Raw genomic sequence first — 19,433 nt, 5'->3', positions numbered from 1 at the left:
TTTATCTTGAAAAAATTCTTAGCTATCCCTGTAATTGCTGCATCTCTTATCGGCTTAGGTCAAAATTCAACATTCGCGGCAACCGAAGAAACAAAGGTAAGTCCTGCAAGTACTGAGTCTAATCAAGTGCAACTTCCACCAGTTCAATATGCTTTAGAGGCTAATGAAGAGTTCGCTTTTTACGGTTCAGGAATTTACAAATTTCACCATGAAGGCGGGAAGGATCTAAGAGTTTTTCTTAAAAATATTGGTAATGAAACTTTCAGTTATGATTTATATAATTCTAAAGGTGGATGGTTATCAAACGGAAAGTTAACACCTGGACAACAAACTATTAATGAATTTAGTACTGAGTGGTCTGATTGGCTTCCTAATGGTAAATACCAGATTGTATTTAAAAATAACAGTGGTGCATTTTCTAAAGTCAAAATTGCTGCAAGAGCACTAGACGAGTTTGAAAAATAGTACTTTTGGAATAATATTACCGATTGGAGCAGTTAGCTTTTGCTAGCTGCTCTTTTATTCTTTTCGTATTGTTGCTGCCATAAAGTATGGAGGACCATTCTTTCCATATTTCATTACCTCGTCAATATCCTGCAATTGTTGGATACCTTCCTCATCGTTACGATCACCAGGAATAATAATTGATGTGCAATATAATGGTGTAACTGACTCCTCATCATATGGCGACTCTTCAGCGAGATAAAACTGAGCTACCATTGAAAGTTCTTCTCTTTTACAGATTTCAAGAATCTGCTGCATTAACGGTGCAATTTCCTCATCATAAATTTTCTCTTTATCGTACATATCAATCCATTCCCCTTTTCTACAAAATAAAATTTTTGTAGAAAATAATGAACTTTAAAAACTACTAAATTGCAAATATAAATACAAGGGAGCGTTTTATATGACTTCCTATCAAAAAATATCTTTAATAGTTATCACTCTTTTTTATCATTGTGATGTTCCTTTTAAATGAAGTCTTTATTTCTTAACCCCCAACGAGAATGTACAACAAACTAAAAAGGCCTACTCACACGAGTAGGCTTTTGAAACTATGAAAGCTTCGTTAATAATTGATTTAAATCTTTTTTCGTTTTCGTCGTTAATGACTTCATTTTGTTAATATCGATCTTTTCTTTCTCCGCTCCTACAATTAACGGATACATACTTTGGCCAATTGTTTTATATTCAGTCGGATGCGATGCTTCTAACTCTTTTTCAATTACATCCCACTTCTCATTAATTTGTTTTCCAAGTTTATTAACTGTTTCTAATTTAGGATTTGCAGCTAATTGCTTGTCTAAGCTTTCAATTAATGTAACGACTTCTTTTACATTTGTTTTCACAGCTACGCTTTTCTTCGGATCTTTCGTTGTTTTTCCGTTGTTGTTTGTACTTGTACTTTGATCTGTTGTCTTTCCGTTATTGTTTGTACTTGTGCTTTGATCTGTTGTTTTCCCGCTAGTAGTTTGATCATTCGTTTTTCCTGTTGTTTCTTTTTCTTTTGTTGTTTTTCCGTTACTTTCTGTTCCTGATGATTCCTGTGTATTTTTTGCATCCTTATCTGTTTTTTCATTCGAAGAAGTATTTGTGTCTTTTTCAGTATCTTTCGTTGTTTTTGACGCTTCATCTGCACTTGTCGTTTTTGATTGCTCTTCATTTTGCGCTGTTGCTGGATCCTTCTTCGCTTCATCTTTATCTGTGAAGGTACTACAAGCTGCCATTGAAAGCATTGTACCAATTGCTACTGATGCGATAGCGACCTTTTTCATTTTCATAAAAATCCCCCTATGTTTACAATTTTATCCTTCTCTTTACGATTCTATTTCCCCTTAAAAAATCCCTTTTCATACGAATCACCATCTTTCCGACAGTAATCTTCATAATAATACGTACAAAAAACGATAAATTCATTTTAATATTCGAGTTTTTTCTACTACATTTTCCTCCTCTGTAGCAAAAGAAAAAGAGTATGTTGTCACATGAAGATTTACAATCTACAAATGACAACATACTCCCCTATCAATTTTTTATCTTTCTTGACATTTTATTTATACAAAAAACAAAATAATTACTAATTTTTTTATTTCTCAACAATTGTTAACATAATATTTTTATGAATAACCACCGTTCGAATGAATGACTTGCCCAGTAACCCACTTCGCTTCTTCACTTACTAAAAAAGCAATTAAGCGTGCCGCATCCACCGGTTCTCCAACTCTTCCTTGCGGGAATTTCCATACTAAATGATGCTGTAATTCCTCTGTAATCCATCCTGTATTCGTTGGTCCTGGATCAACAGCATTGACTGTAATCCCCTTCTCCATAGCTACTGGTGCAACTGACTTAGTAAATGCTTCTATTGCTCCTTTCGTTGCTACGTATGCTAGTTCATCTGGCATCGGACCTAATGACTGCCCAGAAGTAAGATTTATAATACTTCCACTCGTTTTAAGTGAAAAATGTTTAATAAATAATGAACTTAATAGCATAGGAGCACGAACATTAACCGTATAATGTTTATCTAGCTGTTCTACATCTAACTCTTCAATTTTCGTAGGAGTAGAATACGCCGCATTATTAATAAGAATAGATGGATCCCCTAAACGTTCTGATACCATATACAATACACGATTAGGCGAATAAGACTGCGATAAGTTTATTTCTGCCATTTCACATCGAACGCCGTAACTTTCAATTTCCTTTTTCAACAAAAAGGGCTCTTGATCATTCATTCCCCATGGCATCGCTTTATCATACCGAGGCCAATACGTGAAAAAAATGTCTATCCCATTTTGAGCAAGCACCTTGCATACAGCTGCACCAATTCCATTCAGACGAGTTGCCCCTGTTACAATTGCTATTTTCTTCACCTTTTCTCCTCCATCTATGGATAAATCCCCTGCACGAATACAGAGGATCTACCTTTTTAATTAATATTTGACAATATACGCTCAGCGCCTAATTTTAAAATTTTAATAAAGATATAATTTACAATCGTAAACATTACAAATAAAACGATAAACATAATCCAAAGTCCTACTTGAAGGAAGAAGTATAATACACTTACACCCGCTACAATAACTAAAGCTATTAAAATATTAGCTAAAAAATTCCACAAAGTTGTATATCGACTTTTAAATAATTTCTGTTCTGTATCCCAATGAATATCTGCAGTTTGTGCATCCCAGCGTGTACCGATTAAATTAATTAACAATAAACCGTTCGCACTTAGTAAGAACCAAAGTATCATGAAGACTGGCGAAATACCTGCTACAAATGCCATTGTAATACCGAATACTCCTAAAATGATTACATTAATTAACCAGGCCGTTATCGCTTTCGCAAAAAAGATATCCGAAGCCTTTACTGGTAAGTAGCGATTAACAAACCAAGAGCTTCCATCTCGTGAGAATGACGTTGTTGCAATAACGTTACTCCCCATTAAAAATAAGGATGCACAAAGGCCAACACCAATTGCGAAACCTGCTGATTCTGGATTATCAATATACCCTGTAATCCATTTTAAATTTCCATCTTGTACAAACAAAACAAAGAACAGCATAATTGGCATAACGAAAGTTTGCACAATACAATTTAAGAAAAATTGTGGTGTACGGAATAACGTTTTAAATTCTTTTTTCACATATGCTTTTAAATGAGAACTTTGTACTGTTGATTTCTGTAAACCTTCTGGTGAAATTACCTCTTTCTTTGCTGTACTCGTTGAAAGTCCAATAACCCCTTTTAAATATGTACGCTCTGCAATGTAATAAAACAAACCGAAAAATGCGATAGAAATAAGAATGTATATTAGTACGTATAATATTCCCTTCCACGATGCATTTTCTACTAATCCCATTGCACCAAAATATGTAGTCGGAAAATAATTTGTCATTTGTATGAAAAGGGAGGATTGATTATTTGTAAGATAATTCGCAACTGAATCTCCAGCTCCAGATACTGCACTTTTATTTCTCCATTGCATAAATACATTGATTCCGACGATAAATAGTATACTTACGATTCCAATAAATATACTTCCTCGATCTTTATTTTTCGCTATATTCGTATACCTCATAATAATTGTCATAATTAACGAAGCTAAAACTAGCGGAATGATCGGGAAGAATAAGTAAATGACAATCATATAAATGTAATATGTAATGAAAGCACCACTCTTTAAACCGTAAGTAATAAAGATAGGCAATAAAATAAACGAGCTCATTACGTATTGTGTAATTAACACTGTAAAGAACTTTGCCGAAATAATTTGCGCTGGTTTTAATGGTAACGGTAGCAACATTTCAACATCATTACTATAGTAAAACACTGTTAAAATGTTCATAATACTCATCAAAAATACCCATATACTAGCAACTGCTAATCCCATCGCAATAACAATTCCTGGATCCTGTCCGAGGTGTATCATTCCTTCATATATTCCATGGGTCATCGAACCGAATATTAAAAAACCTACAAATAAAATGGCTGCAAATGAAAATAAATACGCCCACCTTTTCTTTTTATCTGTTATGAAATCTGCATAATTTAATTTCAATAATACTTTCGTTAACGTCCAAATTTTACTCATTTCCCGTCATCTCCAAGAACATTTTTTCAAGTGATTCATTGGATTCAAAATGGTCTCTCATTTCATTTAAATTCCCTTTAAACTGAAGATTTCCCTTATTAATAATCGCGACGCGGTCACATATTTTTTCAGCTACTTCTAATACGTGTGTCGAGAAAAATACAATCTTCCCTTTATCTGCATGTTCTCTCATCATTTCTTTTAAAATATATGCAGATTTCGGATCAAGACCTGTTAACGGTTCATCTAAAATCCACACATCTGGTTCATGTACGAGCACACCGATAATAACAATCTTTTGTCTCATACCGTGTGAATAACTTTGAATTTGATCAGATAAAGCATTGTACAGATCAAACTTCTTCGCTAATGACTCTATTCGTTCTTGTCTTACTTCCTTCGGTACTTCATACATATCAGCCATAAAGTTTAAATATTCAATCCCTTTTAATCGTAAAAACATATCCGGGCTATCTGGAACATAGCCAAATGTTTTCTTCGCCTCCATCGGATTTTTCATAATATCTTTACCGTTGATTGTAATGGTTCCTTTGTCCACCCCATGAATACCAGTAATCATCTTAATTGTCGTTGATTTACCCGCACCATTCGGTCCTAAAAACCCAAAGATTTCTCCGCTCGGTACAGATAAACTTAAATCTTTTACTGCATAGTTAGATCCATTATAACTTTTTGACACATTCAAAATTTCGATCATTACATCCAATCCTTTCCTTAATTACCAATTAACTATATTAATATTATAGCATACTTATATTTATAGATTTTTACATTTTTCAGTTTTTTTAACCTTTAAAATAAATATAAACTCCTAATCCAACGATTAAAACAACAGCTAGTATTATATAAATCATCGTAAGTCGTTTAATATTTCCTTTTGTCGCTTTACTATAATTCGCATCACCATTTCGCCCAATTAACACCGTTCCAATTACAGTAATAACTACAAGTAATATAACGATCATTATCCCAGTTAACATTTCGTCCTCCCCCTCCTTACATCCATTTTACGATATTTCCCTTTTTATTTTACAGAATATTTAACCTTTTTTACTATTATTATGAAATAAATCGCAAAACTATTATTACTATGAATTTCCATATGTGATATATTTATAACATATAGTGATTTATTTCTAACACCGAAAGGAGCATCAATCATGAAAACGACTTGGATAAAATATTTAGGATTTCTCGGTTTCTTTGGGTTTCTCGGATTTTTTTATGAAAAAGGATTGTTTACTATGTTCTGTTTCTTCTCCTTTTTCACGACGTATAGAAAAGTTCATCACGATGAGCTTTTTGAACAAATTGTCATTAAATCGTGCCGAAATGCATTCATTATTACAATATTAACAACAGCTATCATTATGTTTATTGAAATGTTATTTCCGAATCCTACACTACAAGAGATTGATATTGCTCTTATTTTCAGCACACTCATTCTTACGTTCGGCTTCTCTATGTTCTTTTACGATAAACCAGTTGATGAAATGGAAGATGCACCATGGCGTTCGTAACGAAGATAAAAGAATATCGTGCCAAAGTACATATGACGCAGGAAGATTTAGCGAAAAAGGTTGGTGTACGTCGTGAAACGATTAGCCATCTCGAGAAAGGAAAATATAATCCTTCCTTACAGCTTGCTCACGATATAGCGAGGGCACTACATAGTACGATTGATGAGGTTTTTATTTTTGAGGATTAATAAAGGGCACCAAGTTTAATATATAATACTGAATCTAAAGTAATTAAATATATACTAGACGACGCATGTTGTTTAACAATGTAGTTTTAAGGTGTATCAACACTTTGCTTGATACGCCTATTTTTTATGGTTTTTATCACTGCATTCATCAAAGCGACCAGTATGTTGCAACGAAAATACCGTACTTTTTCCAGAACAACATAAAAAATACCAGTATTCTTTCCATGAAGAATACCGGTACTTCTCATTTATCCCACTATTTACGGGCAATAAGACCCCCACTGATTAAAGTTTCACTTTATCACCCATACAAAACAGCATGAAATACACCTAACAGTAAGTATTGATCCTCTATATAATCCTCATCATATACATCCATCTCGATACAATACATATCTTCCTCAAGACGAATATTCCAATCTGCGATTACATAGCCGTTTCGTAATAATTTTCCAAGCCCAATTGAAGTTTTGTGAACAACATATTCTTCTGTCTTATATGTAAAAGTAAATAAGAAATTTGCATCTAATAACTTTCCGTCACATACAAGTATTTCATGCTCTGCATCATTATTATCGATGTACGTTACTAAAATCCTTCTTTGACGCTGCCTACTTACATCCTTTGCAATGACGCGAATATTGTTCTTACTATCCTTTATTTCATAAATGATATTACTACCGACTTTCGGAATGAAGTCTAGCACTTTCATCAACGTATTTTTATAATAGCCCCGTACTGCGCCTACTCCTTCGCTTCCATTGTAAACCTCTATCGAAGTCGTATCCGCTTTACTATCACACAGTCGTTTATAAGAAAGTTGCATCATTCGCTCTCCTCTTAAGTACTGATCAAACGTCACAGGATATCCTATCGCGCGCAGTTCCTTATTTAGCTCATATAAATAGCGTTGAACGCTCTCTACTAATGTTGTAGTTGATATACGCTCTTGAAGTTCAAATTGCTGCCAACTGGAAAAAACTCTCCACTGATCTTCCTCTTCATATACGAATCCGAGAATTACTTCCTCACGGTCACTCGTTTCATAATTCAATTGTTCTTTCTGTCCATGTTGCACTTGTTCCATCCACTGTCCTAAATAAATGCCAAGCTCTGCAACCTTCATGCATGACTTCTGAAAAAATACGCTGTCACTCACGCGAATTGTTAAATCCCCTTCAATAAAGCCATTTGCATAAGCGGCATACCGTGGCTCATCCTTCTGCGGGATAGCCTTGTCTAACTCAAATAAAAACGTTAACATCCTTCACTCACCTCTAGTTGTTACACAGCTCATACATGACATCGCATCACTCTGAGAAACTATGTATATATGAATATTTAATTATCGCATTATAACACGTGAATGACCTTAGTATAGTAGCGCTATTTTTGCTTCGCGAACTCCCTCATAATAGAATAACTATCCTTTTATTATTTTTTTCTTGACTTAGAGTTCACTCTAATTATTATAATCAACTCATAGTTCATTCACAATAAAATCAATTGGATAAAATTCAGGAGGGATCGGAAAAGCTAAAATCAAAAGTGGCTGACATTAACGCAGACCTGAATGTTGTCATTCGAACCTTTGATTTATCTGTTAATACAATTGTACATTAAGGTACTAATCAAATAAAAACCTACGATTTCCTGTACGTTAAGAAGTCAGTGATTCTTGCCTTATTTTACTTTCTCTTAATAGTCGTAAAGCTTCTATAATTTATTTAGTACATATAAAAAAAACGGAATCATAAAATCAGCAAATTAGAAAATAAAACAGGATGGGAGTCAGTTATTATGGAGCAATCAAATAAAGCGTTTAGCCAGGCATTAGTAAAATCGTTAAGAGGAGAACGAGGACATCTTCCCATCAAGAATGCTTTATCGGATATAGACGTGGCGCTTGCGGGAAAACGCAGAGAGGAACTGCCTTATTCTATTTATCAATTAGTGAAACACATGACCTATTGGCAAGATTTTCTCTTATTATCCGCTCAGGGGAAGAAGCCTGCATTGCCTGCCCATGTAAAAGAGAGCTGGCCTGAAGAAGAATGCCCTGGCAGTGAGGAAGAGTGGCAACAGATTATTCAGTATTTTCTTCAAGGGATTGAACAGGCATGCACGATCGCCCAAACTGTTCAATTGGACAAAACATTGGAGGAATGGCCTGGTGAAACCCCTGGCGGTGTTCTACGGAATATTGCATCTCATAACTCCTACCATTTAGGAGAAATTGTGCTGATTCGCAGATTATTTAGTGCTTGGCCACCGCCAACAGGCGGATATCCGGTCTAAACAAGGAAAGGGTTCCACCCCATGCCCATTAACTTAAGATTTTAAATTACACCCAAAACGAAATTTTTACCACTTTACAGTTATTTATGAGAATTAAATTCATTTTTTTCATTACTGGGGAACAAACATTTTTTAAACTTGATGGAGATAGGGTATAAAAATACAAATTTCATCTCCGAAAAAATAAAAAAAACGATTGCTTGGATCCTAAGAGGCAATCGTTTTTTTTAGCTGTTTGTAATGACCAATTACAAACAGCTAAATATATTATTTTGTGTTATTTCTGTTTTCCAAAACCTTCTCCACATTAATCCTCAATTTCAATTCCAGCTTGTTTAAATGGTTCTAATTTTATCTCTGTTTTCTTTCAGTAAAATTATTTTGACTTGGTAACATCTTTTTTTGTTCCATATCATAGTATATGAACTTATATGAACGATTTTTCAAATATATCTACCGTAACTTAATATATATCAACTAATCGAAAAATCTTAACTCTATTAAAATGAAGCTACCTTTTCTTCCGCCACTTCCGCAATTTCTAAAATTTGTAGCAGGTTCTCCACTTCATAGGTCGGCTTAACACTTGTCTTGTTTTCTTTCAGACTCGGATTATACCAACACGTATCAATACCGTAATCTTCTCCACCTTTCATATCAGAAGTTAGCGAGTCTCCAACCATTAGTACACTTGATTTATCAGTAATCCCAAGCTTTTCAAACGCATAATCAAAAATCTCACGCGCTGGTTTTTGATGGCCGACTTCTTCAGAAATAATAATATGATCAAAGAAGTTACATAAAGGCGAATTTCCAATTCTAGATTGTTGCACTTTTGTATATCCATTCGTAATGATACCTAACTTGCAATCTTGAAGATTCTCACATAATTGCACTGCACCATCTATAAGATGTACTTCTTTTCCTAAGTTTTCAAGGTATACATCACTAAAATGCTGCGCGTCTACTTCTAGAGTATGAAGAGCAAATAATTGTCTAAATCGATCTACCGCTAATTCACTTAGCGTAATCATTTTATTCTCTAAATCTCTCCATAATCCATTACTAATCTCTTTATAACTTGCAAGATAATCATTATACCCTGTAGGCATGCCAAATTGTACAAATGCGTTATGTAATGCGTTTCTTTCTGTTTCAGGGAAATCTAATAATGTATCGTCTACGTCGAATAGTATTACTTTGTATTTCATGATGTTCGCCTCAATTCCTATATTCTCATAGCTTAATTATAGCAACAATAATAAAAGGAGGCTAATCCAATCAGCCTCCCTCCTCATTATTTATCACGCATTAACGGGCAGTCCGATTGGTGAAGGCTAATAATCAGTGGGGATGCCCCCTCACTGATTAAAGTTTCACTTTATCTTCTAGCAATAACACTTTCATTTCCTCTAACGATTCTTTCGTAAAGCCAAGAGCTTTTTCAGCGTATGCTTCCACTGATCCGTATTGCTTTTGGATTTCATTCATTGCAGCTTGTAAATATTCAGCACGAGCTTCAAACATCGCACCTAATATTGCTCTACTTTCATCGTTTTGTAATTTTGCGCCTAAAAATGCCATCATTTTTTCGTTTAACTTCTCACGGAAACCGTTACTTAATAAATAGTCTTGCATTACCGTTTCTTCTGATACACCTAATAGAAGTAATAATAATGCGGAACCAAATCCAGTACGGTCTTTTCCAGCTGTACAGTGGTTTACTAACGGTAAGTTTTCCGGGTTTTGCGCTAGGTTTAAGAAGCTCACGAATGCTTCATTACCACTTACGAAATCTTGATTCATTTTCACAAGATACTCGCCTGGTTTCCCTAACATAGAAAGGTCACCAACTTGGAAAAATTCATTTATATTTAAATCTTTCGCTAATTCTTGCATTACTGGTAAGCATACTTGACGAGCACCTGTAACACCTGGATTCGGCTTATGTTTCACTTCAAAATCTGTACGGTAATCACAAATTAACTTTAAGCCCGACTTCTGTAAATACTCGATATCCCATTCTGTTAATCCTGCTAATTCTTCAGAACGGTACAACTTGCCCCATTTTACTTTACGGCCTTCAGTCGTTTCATATCCTCCCATATCACGGAAGTTAAACGCACCTTGTAATGGTAATCTACGCTCAGCTACTGTGACTGCTTGTCCATTACTTCCTACTAACCTAAAATATGGACGCTCATTTTCACTCGGGTTTTCAATTGTACATGCTGAATCCCCACTCACTGTTACAAGTAATTCTCCATTTTCTTCAATATGATCTGGTGAAGTACTCCAATAAATACGAACTTCTTCTATATTATTTTCCCACTTTATTTGTAACGTATGATCTTCATTTCGTTCTACAGTTGCTTGTAGCCAATTTCTTTGTTGCTTCATACTTTCACCAACGCTTTCTTCGTATAGTCTAATCCTTCTCTATTGTATTATAGGAAAGCTTACTTTGTCGTTTCGATTTTTCTTTTTATCTTACAAACATGCAAAAAGTTCTTTTACTTGTTCATAAGTTGTACATGGATTCCCGCTAAATGAGTTCGAGAGAGTAAGCCATCCATCCTTCTAAAACCTTCTCACATATCGCTCAGTAGAGCTCAGCTGCTGACATCCGTTCTTTTCAAAGACATCCTTCATCCACTCGTTTTGTACATTTGTCTCGCCAATATAATAAGATGCGCCTATTTCTTTTAAGACAAACATTGCCCCTGTAAAGAATGCTGCTTCATACCCTTTATTTCGCATATTTGGAGCGACTGCGAAATACATAAGTTTTCCTTCTTCTAACGTACCTCTTTCAATATGCGGGATTACAATTCCTATTGGCTCTTCATCGATACTTGCTGTTAAACAATGTTCTTTCCATTGCCCACCTATTTCTTGTAGCATCGTATTTACAAATTGATCATAATCGATTTGTTCTCCCGTCACTTCATTCCACAGTGAATAAAAAGCGTCTTCGCCTATCTCTTCAATAAGCTTAAAATCAATATCACTTTTTATATCTTCCACTTCATATATATCCTTAAATACAATCATGTTTTCAGTAATATATTCAAATGAATACGTTTCGAAACATTTCTTATACACATTATAATTTGGGCTTTTTGAAGAAATCTCAAATTGAAATTCTTCTATTCCATCTTTTTCAGCTTCAGCAACGCAATATTGCATTATCTCTTCTAATTGCTCTTCTGTAAAAACCTCTGCATCATTTTCTTTTATCATTATAGAAGAAGCATTTTTTCTTGTTTTAAAATGTTTTTCTAACTGTTCTATAGTCATCATATACTTCCCTCATCTATGTCATACTCGAATTTCTACTCGTTCTCCTTGCATGAGCAGGATTGTCCTTGAATATATAGAATACTAGAAAACATTGCATCTTTAAAGTGCGGAGGAGGTTCTCCATTGGATATTACAGCGCTGCAACAACAGTTAGAGCTTATACAACAAAATGACTATACGCAACTGCAACATATAGATATTAATGAGTTAACGCTCAATATGCTTCAGTATATCGGAACAACTGATAGTTACGTTCGTTACCAACTTATATATAAATGTTTTGCACATTTCATTCATCATGAATTCCTTATGGACGATCAACTGAAATTACTTCTACAAACTTGTTTAAGTGATGAGTATTTATATTGTGACATTCACTCCCCACTTACAGATGGGGTTTTCACACGTTCTTATACTGTTTCGTTACTTGCATTAATACTCCAATTCGCTAACTCGCACTACTTTTTTACAGAGGAGGATATCGAAGAAATAAAAAACAAACTCATTACATACACAAACTTAGAAATGGATTTTCGAGGCTATATTGAAAATAAAGGATGGGCTCATTGTCTTGCCCACGTATCTGATGCCTTTTCTGAAATTGTTCACAATTCCTATACGACCTTTGAATGGTACGAGGAATTAATTCATTGTTTATTAAATAAAATTTTCATCCCATCGGATCTTTTTCATAATAATGAAGATGAACGAATTGTTACACCGTTACTATCCATGCTATATCATGACTTTCCGCAAGATGAGTTAATTTCAATTATTTATAAAAAAATAAAAAGGCTTCCTCAAATTAGAAAACGCCTTTCCCTTAATGAGTATTGTATTTTATGCGCAAACATTAAAATCTTTTTACGCACATTATTTTTTAGAACAAAAGATGATCATAACTTAGCATTTACAGCACGTAAAACAGAAAAAATGTTAAAAGAACTGCCTAATTATTATTAAATATAAGGAGAAGAATTATGGGCTATATTGAAGACATGAGAAATCTAGTAGGAAATCATCCACTCATTTTAATCGGATCACACGCCATTATATTAAATGAGAAAAATGAAATATTATTGCAGCTCCGTACAGATTTTAATCGCTGGGGCATTATTGGTGGCGCCTTAGAATATAACGAAACGTTAGAAGACGCTTTACAACGAGAAGTATATGAAGAAACTGGACTTATCATTAAAAATCCAGAACTATTCCGTACATACTCAGGACCTGATTTCTTTCAAATCTATCCAAACGGTGATCAAGTACATGGTGTACTCGTTGTTTATATTTGCCGTGAATTTCAAGGTGAGCTTGTATGCGATCAAACGGAATCGAAAGAACTGCGCTTCTTTTCACTTGATGAATTACCTAGTAATCTCCCTCCTGTTATTGAGAAGATTATTACTGACTTTCGGAAGTCGAATTGAACTATTAATATAGCCAAGATGGAATTCATCTTGACTATATTTTTATTTATTATCCTTATTTAACTCTTGTACAATATCCCTTTTTCTTATTTTATTAGCAAAAGGAATAAAAATAATAAGGACTATTCCGAACATCCCCGCTATTACCGTTACGATAAGTTTGAAATCAAAAAATAAAGGTGTACGATCTATTATACTTACCATATAGGTTAATAATATTCCTATAACAACCCCTAGTATGATTCCAATAAGTACATATAAATTAACTTGCGTCAAAATAATTTGTACAATACCCTTTTTATTAACTGTTATTGCTCGTAAAATAGCAAACTCTTTTCTTTTAGATTGAATATTATTTATAAGTGTATTACACACCCCTAATGTTACACTAAGCAAAATTACTACAATAACAACGATGAAGATGGACCACCTTTGCTGAAACATTAAATTAGATTGTTTTAACGATTGAGTATAACTACTTATTTTTAATTGTGGATATTGACCTTTCAATTTCTTTAATTGTTCCAACGTCTCTCTCTCATTATTTGAGCTAATAAATGCACGCTCAAAAACTGTATAATCTTGTTTATATGTTACATTACTCCAATCCATGAGTACCGAAGGAGAATTCGGTAGCTCGTTAACAATTAACCCAACTTCTACCTTACTAGTCGCTCTAACTTTTTGTTCCTGTTCTGAAAATAGACCTAATTGAACGATATCGCCTACATGAAGTTTATACCGTCCCGCTAACTCTTCTGTAACAATTATACTATTCTCCAAATTTGCAGGTACTTCTGACAGTAATCCTTGCTTTTCCATTTCCTTTAAATCACCTAAATTATAGTCAAAAGTAATATAATTTTCACCTTGCTTTAATTCTGCCAGTGAGTTCGTACTAATTGTACTAGCTCCTTTTATACTACTTATTTCTTTAAATATATTTTGTATATGAGGTGAGGTAATGGTTAAATCATTATTCAAACGATTTTCCACAACAATATGTGTTGGAAATTCTCGTTTTAAATATCTTTCATTATTTTTCTGCATTGTTTTAAAAATAGTGGAACCAAAGACAACTATCACCATCATCGTACTTATCATTAAGATAACAAATGTATTTTTCCTTACTTGCGGAATTACATTTTTAATAGCAACAAATGTGTTCCTTCCAAATATTTTTTTCATCATAGGTAGGCATAATTCTAATATCGAAGAAAGATAAATAGGAAATAAAACATACACTCCTAAAACAAGAAATATAGATCCTATTACTATCACTATCGCCTGCATATCTCCAGTATTTGCTACAAATCCACCTAAAGCAGTTAAAACTATGCTACTAATTAAAAGGAATTTCCCCATAATACTGCGTGTTTTATTATTAGAAAAATCGGATTCTTCATTTTCGCGCATAAGCTTTACTGGCAATATTTTCGAACTTCTATATGACGGATATAACATAAACAGTTCAATAAAAAAGATACTACAAATCACAGTTACAATTGCTAGTTTATAGTCGAAACTCATCGAATTAATTTGAAAAGCAAATAAATGCTCTAGCCAACTTTGTAAAAAACGGTTACTTATTACAGCTAGTAACAAACCAAATATTCCACCAAAGAAATTAATTACACTACATTGAATGAATATAACTGTAAACATTTGTTTCGTTGTTGCTCCCATTGATCGCATAATCGCAAATTGACTTTTATATTTATATAAAAACACTTCAAAATTAGACATTAATAATAACGAAGTAATAATAAGTATTAATACAGATAAAATAACTATAAAAATATGTAATGACGCTAAGTTACTTTTTAAAAACTCGTCTTCCTCCGCAATATCGATTCTTAATTCTTTGTCTATTTTATGAATTTGATTAGACAAAGCTAGTACATCCGCATTCGCTTTTGCTTTTATCAACACATAAGTAGCTTCATTGTGTTTACCCGTTTTTTCATATACGTGCTGTTTCACCGTACCTTTCGATAAAACGAGTATATCTGGAGCTGAACCTCCAGCTTCTATATCAGATAACACTTCTTTTACTACATAGGATTTATTTTCTATTTCAATCTTTTCCCCAACGTTTACTTGTAGAGTTTCTGCTAATCCATGATTTAATGTTACTTCCTCATTCGATAGATTTTTAGAGAAGTGATATCGACTTTTAGATAACGAATCATTTTGAACACCTACTGTATAAATAGCTGTATTCAATTTATTCACTTGCAAATGATTTACTAATACTTTTGACATGTATTCAATATTTTCTTGTTCCTTAATATTTTGTAGTAAAGATTTATCCATCAATTTATTTTGATCAGGGTTATATCCAACAGATAAATCCATATCTCCATATAAATTTTTAACTTCATTTATAACAGACTGTTTCGCATGGCTCGAAAATACAATCATCGTAACAATTAGAGAAACAGCCAACATAACGCTAACTATAGAGGAGATAGCAGTAAATTTATTCGTCTTAAAAAAGCGTAAACCTAATCCTCGTACTGATTTTATCATTTTGATTTCTCCATTAATCTTTTAAATTTATTTAAAATGATATTTATATCATTTACTCCATGAGAACACGTATAATCATCAACAACTTCTCCATCATGAAAGAAAAGAACCCGATCTGCATACGTAGCAATGTGAGGATCATGAGTAACAAGAATCATACTTTGATTGAATCTTTGTTTCATATCGACCAGTACTCGTAAAATATCATTAGACGTATTGAAATCTAAATTTCCAGTAGGCTCATCTGCAAGAACAATTGGAGGAGATGTTATTAACGCCCTACCAATTGCAACACGTTGTTGTTGCCCCCCAGAAAGCTGAACTGGTCGATGATTTCTCCAATTTACTAAACCAAGAACATCTAATATTTTATTTGTTTTTTCTCGTATCTCCTCTTCTGAATCAGCTGATAATATGAGGGGTAACGCAATATTCTCTTCTACAGATAAATCCTTTAATAAATGAAATGCCTGAAATATGAATCCTATGTTATCCCGCCTGTACTCCGTCGCATATGGTTCAACAAACATATTTTTAGGGCCTTCACCATTTACATATACGACTCCCTCATCAGGCTTGTCTAAAGCACCAAGTATATTAAGTAATGTACTCTTCCCAGACCCACTCGTCCCCATTACGGCAAGAAGTTCTCCTTTATTTAACTCCAAAGATACATTTTGTAAGGCTCTAACATTTGTATCTACACTCTCATAAGTCTTACTTAAACCTTGAACTGCTAACACAATTTCACTCATCTTTATTCACCTCAACATTATTAAATGCTATTTCCTCCATTAGATTAACTTGAATTAAAATTTTTTCTTTTAGATTACTAGGTGGTATAATTTCTGTTCCTATTTGAAATAACAACATTTTTAATTCGAGAATTGCATCCATTTCTATCCCTCCCTTAATCTATATTGGTAACAAATTTAAATTTCGTTCGATTTTTTTATAAAAAAATAAGGGAACGCTTAACGTCCCCTCTCAAATCCAATTCGTTTTTTAATTTCCGCTAAATTTACCTTTGCGATTTCTCTTGCCCGCTCGGCACCTTTTTCTAACGCCTCATATAATAAATTCGGCTTATTCATATACATCTCATATTTCTCACGAGGTCCAGCTAATTCGCGGTCTACAACGCGGAATAGCTCTTTTTTCACATCGCCCCATCCGATTCCAGTCTCATACTTTTCACGCATCGACTGCATTTCATCTTCTGCCGCAAATTCTTTATATATCATAAATAATGTTTCTAGTTCTTTCGGTTCATTTGGAAGTGAAGAATCGGTTTTGATTTTAAATATTAACTTTCGTAGCTTTTCTTGCTCTGCAAATAACGGGATCACATTTCCGTAACTTTTACTCATTTTTCTTCCATCAAGACCAGGTAATATTGCACCTTCTTCTTGTATGACATACTCCGGAAGTGTAAATGTCGTGCCGAATGTATGATTAAAATACGTCGCAATATCACGCGCAATTTCAATATGCTGAATTTGGTCTTTTCCAACTGGTACATGAGTAGCTTGAAATAGTAACATGTCAGCTGCCATTAAAATCGGATACGTATATAATCCCATATTCACACCTGCATCAATTTCTAATCCCGCTTCTTTATTTTGCTCTACCTTCGCCTTATACGCATGGGCACGGTTCATAAGCCCTTTCGGAGTTAGACATGCTAATATCCAAGCTAATTCTAGAATTTCCGGCACTTCCGTTTGTCGATAAAAAATAACATCTTCGCTAAGTCCAAGTGATAACCAAGTAGCAGCTACCTCTTTCGTATAACTACTGAACTTCTCTGGATCATGCACTGCATTTAACGCATGATAATCAGCTATAAAGTACAATGCTTTTCCTTCATTATTTTTTGACATTTGCAATGCAGGTTTAATTGCACCAATATAATTTCCTAAATGCGGATAACCTGTCGGCTTAATTCCTGTTAACATAATTTTCTCGCTCATCCTAACTCCTCCTTTCTCAAAATAAAAAGAGCCCCTCATCCAAAAAAAGGACGAGAGGCTCCCGCGGTACCACCTTAATTAGCTATATTATAGCTCACTTCAACTTCTTAACGTGAAGTAACCGTCTTCGCCTACTCATTTCAGCTAGAAGCTCCAGAGCCCATTCCATATTCATCACTTACTGATTCCCACCACATATCAGCTCTCTGAAAAGTTTTGAACATGTACTCTTCTCTTTCATTGCTTTTTCGTTTTTTACAGTTTATCACATTCCCTTTCCAATTAAACCCTAATTTTCTGTTTTATATAGCAGGAATTCCCACCTTAATTGTCTAATAATATATAGGTTTGCAGAAATACTCGAAACAACTTTGGAGGTTTTTTTATGGTAAAATATATATCCATTTTAGGTTCAACAGGATCCATTGGCACATCTGCATTAGATGTCGTTTCCGCTCATCCTGAACATTTTAAAATCGTCGGTTTAACCGCAAATTATAATATCAATCTTCTCGAAAAACAAATCGAATCTTTTCAGCCTCGTATTGTAAGCGTAGCGACAAAAGAATTAGCGGACACATTACGTTCTCGTATTTCAACAAATACAAAAATTACATATGGAACTGATGGTTTAATTGAAGTATCTACCCATCCTGATACAAATCTTGTATTAAGTTCAGTTGTCGGTGTTTCAGGTTTACTCCCAACAATTGAAGCATTAAAGGCGAAGAAAGATATCGCTATCGCTAACAAAGAAACTTTAGTTGCAGCTGGACATATCGTCACCGAACTAGCGAAACAAAACGGATGCCGCCTAATTCCAGTTGATAGTGAACATTCAGCCATTTTCCAATGTTTAAATGGGGAAAATAATAAGGAAATCGAAAAATTAATTGTTACAGCTTCTGGCGGCGCTTTTCGTGATAAAACACGTGAAGAAATGAAAATATTACAAGCGAAGGATGCTTTAAAACACCCAAACTGGTTAATGGGCGCAAAACTAACGATAGATTCTGCCACGTTAATGAATAAAGGGTTTGAAGTGATGGAAGCTAAGTGGCTATTCGATATTCCTTATGAAAAAATTGATGTTATGATTCATAAAGAAAGTATCATTCACTCTTTAGTGGAATTTATTGATGGATCAGTCATGGCACAGCTCGGTGCTCCTGATATGAGAATGCCGATTCAATATGCGTTTCACTACCCTACTCGGCTACCTTCATCCTATGAAAAATTAAATTTATTAGAAATTGGTAGTTTGCATTTTGAAAAACCAAATTTAGAAAAGTTCCCCTGTCTACAATATGCATTTGAATGTGGAAAAATTGGCGGTACAACTCCAGCCGTATTAAATGCAGCAAATGAAATTGCAAATGCACTATTTCTTAAAAATGAAATTGCATTTTTCGATATTGAGAAAACAATTTACAAAACCGTTGAGGCTCATCATAACGTAAAAGATCCTTCTTTAGATGCTATATTAGAAGCTGATCAATGGGCACGCCAATATGCAAATCAATTATTAATAAAAAAGAGCTAAAACAGATAAAACTGTTTTAGCTCTTTTT

General features: G+C 34.0%; 21 protein-coding genes and 1 other annotated feature. Of the genes, 7 read left to right on the top strand and 14 right to left on the bottom strand.

From position 1 onward, the window contains the following. Nucleotides 1-6: 6 nt before the first annotated feature. Nucleotides 7-465 (top strand): hypothetical protein, encoded by a 459-nt coding sequence (locus JFU18_RS26820; protein WP_201034106.1) that lies wholly within the window; start codon nt 7-9, stop codon nt 463-465. Nucleotides 466-519: 54 nt separating this feature from the next. On the opposite strand, the gene JFU18_RS26815 is transcribed toward JFU18_RS26820, so the two are convergent. The 6 genes from JFU18_RS26815 to JFU18_RS26790 form a co-directional block, all read right to left on the bottom strand. Continuing rightward, nucleotides 520-807 carry a hypothetical protein gene (locus JFU18_RS26815; RefSeq protein ID WP_201034107.1) on the bottom strand — a complete coding sequence of 96 codons (288 nt, stop codon included), beginning with the start codon at nt 805-807 and terminating at the stop codon, nt 520-522. Nucleotides 808-1,055: 248 nt separating this feature from the next. Continuing rightward, on the bottom strand, nt 1,056-1,781 hold the full coding sequence (locus tag JFU18_RS26810; RefSeq protein ID WP_201034108.1) for a hypothetical protein: 726 nt from the start codon (nt 1,779-1,781) through the stop codon (nt 1,056-1,058). A 336-nt stretch (nt 1,782-2,117) separates the two neighbouring features. Next, nucleotides 2,118-2,876 carry an SDR family oxidoreductase gene (locus JFU18_RS26805; protein ID WP_002013978.1) on the bottom strand — a complete coding sequence of 253 codons (759 nt, stop codon included), beginning with the start codon at nt 2,874-2,876 and terminating at the stop codon, nt 2,118-2,120. Between the two features lie 56 nt (nt 2,877-2,932). Further along, entirely contained in the window at nt 2,933-4,597 is a 1,665-nt protein-coding gene (locus JFU18_RS26800; protein WP_201034109.1) for a putative ABC transporter permease subunit, read from the bottom strand. Next, nucleotides 4,590-5,315, bottom strand: a complete 726-nt coding sequence (locus JFU18_RS26795; RefSeq protein ID WP_002066081.1) for an ABC transporter ATP-binding protein — start codon at nt 5,313-5,315, stop codon at nt 4,590-4,592. Before JFU18_RS26795 ends, JFU18_RS26800 begins: the two co-directional genes overlap by 8 nt. Nucleotides 5,316-5,403: 88 nt before the next feature. Further along, nucleotides 5,404-5,598 carry a hypothetical protein gene (locus tag JFU18_RS26790; protein ID WP_002142517.1) on the bottom strand — a complete coding sequence of 65 codons (195 nt, stop codon included), beginning with the start codon at nt 5,596-5,598 and terminating at the stop codon, nt 5,404-5,406. A 180-nt stretch (nt 5,599-5,778) separates the two neighbouring features. On the opposite strand from JFU18_RS26790, the gene JFU18_RS26785 reads away from it, so the two are divergent. After that, complete coding sequence (locus JFU18_RS26785; protein WP_201034110.1) at nt 5,779-6,138, top strand: DUF2178 domain-containing protein; 360 nt, start codon at nt 5,779-5,781, stop codon at nt 6,136-6,138. Next, nucleotides 6,126-6,326 carry a helix-turn-helix transcriptional regulator gene (locus JFU18_RS26780; RefSeq protein WP_002084410.1) on the top strand — a complete coding sequence of 67 codons (201 nt, stop codon included), beginning with the start codon at nt 6,126-6,128 and terminating at the stop codon, nt 6,324-6,326. Before JFU18_RS26785 ends, JFU18_RS26780 begins: the two co-directional genes overlap by 13 nt. Nucleotides 6,327-6,627: 301 nt before the next feature. Here JFU18_RS26780 and JFU18_RS26775 read toward each other — a convergent pair whose 3' ends face one another. Further along, complete coding sequence (locus tag JFU18_RS26775; protein WP_085311938.1) at nt 6,628-7,590, bottom strand: tubby C-terminal domain-like protein; 963 nt, start codon at nt 7,588-7,590, stop codon at nt 6,628-6,630. Nucleotides 7,591-8,126: 536 nt separating this feature from the next. Here JFU18_RS26775 and JFU18_RS26770 point away from each other — a divergent pair. Next, complete coding sequence (locus JFU18_RS26770; protein WP_002013992.1) at nt 8,127-8,624, top strand: DinB family protein; 498 nt, start codon at nt 8,127-8,129, stop codon at nt 8,622-8,624. 500 nt (nt 8,625-9,124) lie between these two features. Here the strand turns inward: JFU18_RS26770 and JFU18_RS26765 are convergent, their stop codons facing one another. From JFU18_RS26765 to JFU18_RS26755, 3 genes are all read right to left on the bottom strand, one after another. After that, nucleotides 9,125-9,835, bottom strand: a complete 711-nt coding sequence (locus JFU18_RS26765) for a YjjG family noncanonical pyrimidine nucleotidase (protein WP_201031452.1) — start codon at nt 9,833-9,835, stop codon at nt 9,125-9,127. 157 nt (nt 9,836-9,992) lie between these two features. Then, complete coding sequence (locus JFU18_RS26760; RefSeq protein ID WP_201034111.1) at nt 9,993-11,024, bottom strand: tyrosine-protein phosphatase; 1,032 nt, start codon at nt 11,022-11,024, stop codon at nt 9,993-9,995. 180 nt (nt 11,025-11,204) lie between these two features. Beyond that, nucleotides 11,205-11,927, bottom strand: a complete 723-nt coding sequence (locus tag JFU18_RS26755) for a GNAT family N-acetyltransferase (protein WP_201034112.1) — start codon at nt 11,925-11,927, stop codon at nt 11,205-11,207. A gap of 123 nt (nt 11,928-12,050) precedes the next feature. Between JFU18_RS26755 and JFU18_RS26750 the strand changes: the two genes are divergently transcribed. Both JFU18_RS26750 and JFU18_RS26745 read left to right on the top strand, forming a co-directional pair. Then, entirely contained in the window at nt 12,051-12,890 is an 840-nt protein-coding gene (locus JFU18_RS26750) for a DUF2785 domain-containing protein (RefSeq protein WP_002013997.1), read from the top strand. A gap of 17 nt (nt 12,891-12,907) precedes the next feature. After that, on the top strand, nt 12,908-13,357 hold the full coding sequence (locus JFU18_RS26745) for an NUDIX hydrolase (protein ID WP_201034113.1): 450 nt from the start codon (nt 12,908-12,910) through the stop codon (nt 13,355-13,357). 42 nt (nt 13,358-13,399) lie between these two features. Here the strand turns inward: JFU18_RS26745 and JFU18_RS26740 are convergent, their stop codons facing one another. From JFU18_RS26740 to JFU18_RS26725, 4 genes are all read right to left on the bottom strand, one after another. Beyond that, nucleotides 13,400-15,889 carry an FtsX-like permease family protein gene (locus JFU18_RS26740; protein ID WP_201034114.1) on the bottom strand — a complete coding sequence of 830 codons (2,490 nt, stop codon included), beginning with the start codon at nt 15,887-15,889 and terminating at the stop codon, nt 13,400-13,402. Continuing rightward, nucleotides 15,886-16,644, bottom strand: coding sequence for an ABC transporter ATP-binding protein (locus JFU18_RS26735; protein ID WP_201034115.1), 759 nt, complete (start codon nt 16,642-16,644; stop codon nt 15,886-15,888). The genes JFU18_RS26740 and JFU18_RS26735 overlap by 4 nt, the downstream gene beginning before the upstream one ends. Further along, nucleotides 16,637-16,786 (bottom strand): hypothetical protein, encoded by a 150-nt coding sequence (locus JFU18_RS26730; RefSeq protein WP_002014003.1) that lies wholly within the window; start codon nt 16,784-16,786, stop codon nt 16,637-16,639. The genes JFU18_RS26735 and JFU18_RS26730 overlap by 8 nt, the downstream gene beginning before the upstream one ends. A 77-nt stretch (nt 16,787-16,863) precedes the next feature. Then, nucleotides 16,864-17,862: a tryptophan--tRNA ligase gene (locus JFU18_RS26725; RefSeq protein ID WP_242486453.1), complete on the bottom strand. Its 999-nt coding sequence runs from the start codon at nt 17,860-17,862 to the stop codon at nt 16,864-16,866. Nucleotides 17,863-17,905: 43 nt separating this feature from the next. Then, nucleotides 17,906-18,112: a binding site (T-box leader), on the bottom strand. Nucleotides 18,113-18,247: 135 nt separating this feature from the next. On the opposite strand from JFU18_RS26725, the gene JFU18_RS26720 reads away from it, so the two are divergent. Next, on the top strand, nt 18,248-19,405 hold the full coding sequence (locus tag JFU18_RS26720; RefSeq protein ID WP_201034117.1) for a 1-deoxy-D-xylulose-5-phosphate reductoisomerase: 1,158 nt from the start codon (nt 18,248-18,250) through the stop codon (nt 19,403-19,405). Nucleotides 19,406-19,433: the final 28 nt, after the last annotated feature.

Source organism: Bacillus sp. TH22 (genome assembly GCF_016651015.1).
GTDB classification, from domain to species: Bacteria; Bacillota; Bacilli; order Bacillales; family Bacillaceae_G; genus Bacillus_A; species Bacillus_A mycoides.
Note: the sequence above shows the minus strand (reverse complement) of the source record. Positions and strands in the feature narration are given on the sequence as shown.

Excerpts from the sequence above, each read along its gene's own strand:
- JFU18_RS26815 (WP_201034107.1), bottom strand. The coding sequence starts at position 807 with ATGTACGATAAAGAGAAAATTTATGATGAGGAAATTGCACCGTTAATG.
- JFU18_RS26810 (WP_201034108.1), bottom strand. The coding sequence starts at position 1,781 with ATGAAAATGAAAAAGGTCGCTATCGCATCAGTAGCAATTGGTACAATG.
- JFU18_RS26800 (WP_201034109.1), bottom strand. The coding sequence starts at position 4,597 with ATGAGTAAAATTTGGACGTTAACGAAAGTATTATTGAAATTAAATTAT.
- JFU18_RS26795 (WP_002066081.1), bottom strand. The coding sequence starts at position 5,315 with ATGATCGAAATTTTGAATGTGTCAAAAAGTTATAATGGATCTAACTAT.
- JFU18_RS26790 (WP_002142517.1), bottom strand. The coding sequence starts at position 5,598 with ATGTTAACTGGGATAATGATCGTTATATTACTTGTAGTTATTACTGTA.
- JFU18_RS26785 (WP_201034110.1), top strand. The coding sequence starts at position 5,779 with ATGAAAACGACTTGGATAAAATATTTAGGATTTCTCGGTTTCTTTGGG.
- JFU18_RS26780 (WP_002084410.1), top strand. The coding sequence starts at position 6,126 with ATGGCGTTCGTAACGAAGATAAAAGAATATCGTGCCAAAGTACATATG.
- JFU18_RS26775 (WP_085311938.1), bottom strand. The coding sequence starts at position 7,590 with ATGTTAACGTTTTTATTTGAGTTAGACAAGGCTATCCCGCAGAAGGAT.
- JFU18_RS26770 (WP_002013992.1), top strand. The coding sequence starts at position 8,127 with ATGGAGCAATCAAATAAAGCGTTTAGCCAGGCATTAGTAAAATCGTTA.
- JFU18_RS26765 (WP_201031452.1), bottom strand. The coding sequence starts at position 9,835 with ATGAAATACAAAGTAATACTATTCGACGTAGACGATACATTATTAGAT.
- JFU18_RS26760 (WP_201034111.1), bottom strand. The coding sequence starts at position 11,024 with ATGAAGCAACAAAGAAATTGGCTACAAGCAACTGTAGAACGAAATGAA.
- JFU18_RS26755 (WP_201034112.1), bottom strand. The coding sequence starts at position 11,927 with ATGATGACTATAGAACAGTTAGAAAAACATTTTAAAACAAGAAAAAAT.
- JFU18_RS26745 (WP_201034113.1), top strand. The coding sequence starts at position 12,908 with ATGGGCTATATTGAAGACATGAGAAATCTAGTAGGAAATCATCCACTC.
- JFU18_RS26740 (WP_201034114.1), bottom strand. The coding sequence starts at position 15,889 with ATGATAAAATCAGTACGAGGATTAGGTTTACGCTTTTTTAAGACGAAT.
- JFU18_RS26735 (WP_201034115.1), bottom strand. The coding sequence starts at position 16,644 with ATGAGTGAAATTGTGTTAGCAGTTCAAGGTTTAAGTAAGACTTATGAG.
- JFU18_RS26730 (WP_002014003.1), bottom strand. The coding sequence starts at position 16,786 with ATGGATGCAATTCTCGAATTAAAAATGTTGTTATTTCAAATAGGAACA.
- JFU18_RS26725 (WP_242486453.1), bottom strand. The coding sequence starts at position 17,862 with ATGAGCGAGAAAATTATGTTAACAGGAATTAAGCCGACAGGTTATCCG.
- JFU18_RS26720 (WP_201034117.1), top strand. The coding sequence starts at position 18,248 with ATGGTAAAATATATATCCATTTTAGGTTCAACAGGATCCATTGGCACA.